The sequence below is a fragment of the Ralstonia sp. 110700041-2 genome, from assembly GCF_056280165.1.
Genome location: NZ_JBSFAI010000034.1, coordinates 1 through 2,405, shown reverse-complemented (window position 1 = coordinate 2,405; position 2,405 = coordinate 1). Strand labels below are relative to the sequence as shown.

Below are 2,405 nucleotides of genomic sequence, written 5' to 3'. Positions count from 1 at the left end.
GAGTAAGCACCCGGTGAACCCGTCTTGCCAGCTAGGTGGCGCTGGGCGTCCAGCGATGCGGGAGCAGTTCGGCGATGTCGGCCGCCTTGTGGGTCGGCAGTCGCGTGAGGACGTCTTTCAGATAGGCGTAGGGATCGTGCCCGTTGAGCTTGGCCGATTGGATCAGGCTCATGACGGCAGCCGCGCGTTGACCGGCGCGCAGTGAGCCTGCAAACAACCAATTGGAGCGACCCAGGGCAACCGGCCGGATCTGTCGCTCGACGTGGTTGTTGTCGATGGGCACCGTCGGGTCGTCGAGGTAACGCACGAGAGCCGGCCACCGCTTGAGGCTGTAGTCAATGGCCCGCGCGATCGCCGAGCCGTCTGGGACGCGGCGTCGCTGTTCCTCGAGCCAGGCGTGCAGCCGCTCTAGAATCGGGCCAGCCCTTTGTTGCCGCGCTGCCAGGCGCTGGTCTGGCTCAGCATCCCGCACTTGCGCCTCGATCTCGTACAAGCTCACCATGTAGCGCAGTGCCTGGCCCGCCAATTCGCTCTTGTGCTTGTCGTGCAGTTCAAAGAACTTGCGCCGCGAATGGGCCATGCAACCGATCTCAGTGACGCCACCGTCGAAGCTGGCCTTGTAGCCGGCGAAGTCATCACATACCAGCTTGCCTTGCCACTGCCCCAGGAACGCGCGAGCGTGCTCGCCGCTGCGGCTGGGCGCAAACTGGTAAATCACCGCGCGCATCTTCTCGAACTCGCTCGGCGCATAGGCCCACAGGTAGGCGCGGTGCGTCTTGCCATTGCCGGGCGCGAGCATCTGCACTGGCGTTTCGTCGGCGTGCAGAACACCGTGGCTCAGAACCTCTTCTTGCAGGGCGTCCACCAGCGGTTGCAGACGCACGCCACAGATGCCCACCCACGCGCCCAGTGTCGATTGCGGGATGGCCAGACCGGCGCGCGCATAGATGCGCTCCTGCCGATACAGGGGAAGGTGGTCGCCGAACTTGGACACCAGCGTATGTGCCAGCAGTCCGGCCGTCGGGATGCCTTTGTCGATGACGTGGGGTGGCACCGGCGTCTGCACCAGCGTCTCACACTGATCGCACACCCATTTGCCGCGGATGTGACGCTCCACGGTGAACGTGCCCGGCGTGTAGTCCAGCTTCTCGCTGATGTCTTCGCCAATGCGCTTGAGCGCACACCCACAGGTGCAGGTCTCTGCGTCCGGCTCGTGGTGGATGTCGGTGCGCGGCAACTGCGGCGGCAATGCCTGGCGCTTGGGCTTGCTCTTGGCTTCAGATTTGGACGACGGCAGGAGCGCTTCCAGTTCGGTCTCAATCGCCTCGAGGTCTGCGTCAATGGCTTCGTCCAGCAGACTCGCCTGTTCAGATGTCAGTTGCTCGCTGCGCTTGCCGAACTTCCAGCGCTTGTGGATGGCCAGCTCGTGTGTGAGCTGGTCGATCTTGGCTTGCCGGTACCGCAACTCCCGGTCCTTCTCGCCGACCTGGGCCATCAACTGCGCAGCCAGTGTGCGCAGTTCGTCCGGGCTCAGGGCATCGAGGTTGGTGGGTAGGTTCATGCGGCGAGTCTGCCAGAACCCCAAGTCCTCTGGAAGGAAGCCAGTTTACGGCTTTGGGGGTATTACACGACCGTGATCGCGTGGTCGTGGGTGAGCGTCTGCCAAGGCAGCCCCGTCACCAGCGCACGCAATTGCTCGGGATTGAGCGCCGTGGCGATCGCCTGGTCGCCGTTCGTCCAGATGAAGCGCCCCTTGTTGAGGCGCCGCGCGGCCAGCCAGATGCCGAAGCCGTCGTAGACCAGCACCTTCATGCGCGTCGAACTCTTATTGGCAAACAGGTAGGCGTGGTGGGGGCGTGCCGCGCCGAACACCTTGACGACCCGCGCGAGGATCGTTTCGGTACCGGCGCGCATGTCCAGCGGCTCCACGGCCAACCAGATCGCGTCCACCCGAATCAACGCAACCACCCTTGCAGCCACTGGGCGCACTGCGCTGCGGCCGATCCCGGCCAGCGAAGACTGATCGTCGTCGCGCCACGGCGGACTTCGATCTGGATGTCCGGCACGGCAGTGGTCGGCTCGCCGATCCGCAACGGGATGAACTCGCCTTGCGGCACCCTCATCAACTCGCGGTCCTCAGGCGCGCCATTCTTTGCTTCCTGCTCGGCGACCCAGCGCCGCAGCAGATTCGCATTGAGGCGATGGTGCAGGGCTATCGCCGCGATCGAAACACCCGGCTGCATGCACTCCTGCACTGCCTTGGCCTTGAACTCGGCGCTATGCCGACGTCGGCGCCGTATTGGCGCGCTCTCTTCGATAGTGTCCACGTGTCCACCTAGAACTAGATGGACACGATGCTCCTTGCTACGCGGGTCCCCTTCAAGACGGGTTCACCGGGTGCTTAC

Annotated in this window: 3 protein-coding genes; all 3 read right to left on the bottom strand. The window is 64.2% G+C overall.

Features of this window, described 5'->3' with window-relative positions; genetic code table 11:
* Window positions 1–31: 31 nt before the first annotated feature.
* The 3 genes from tnpC to tnpA all read right to left on the bottom strand — a co-directional run bounded on the left by tnpC (window position 32) and on the right by tnpA (window position 2,327).
* Entirely contained in the window at window positions 32–1,561 is a 1,530-nt protein-coding gene (gene tnpC, locus ACUXH0_RS26360; RefSeq protein ID WP_009238807.1) for an IS66 family transposase, read from the bottom strand.
* Between the two features lie 62 nt (window positions 1,562–1,623).
* Window positions 1,624–1,950, bottom strand: coding sequence for an IS66 family insertion sequence element accessory protein TnpB (gene tnpB / locus ACUXH0_RS26355; protein WP_131807846.1), 327 nt, complete (start codon window positions 1,948–1,950; stop codon window positions 1,624–1,626).
* Window positions 1,951–1,955: 5 nt separating this feature from the next.
* A complete protein-coding gene (gene tnpA / locus ACUXH0_RS26350) occupies window positions 1,956–2,327 on the bottom strand; it encodes an IS66-like element accessory protein TnpA (protein WP_004633552.1) in 372 nt (123 codons plus the stop codon).
* Window positions 2,328–2,405: the final 78 nt, after the last annotated feature.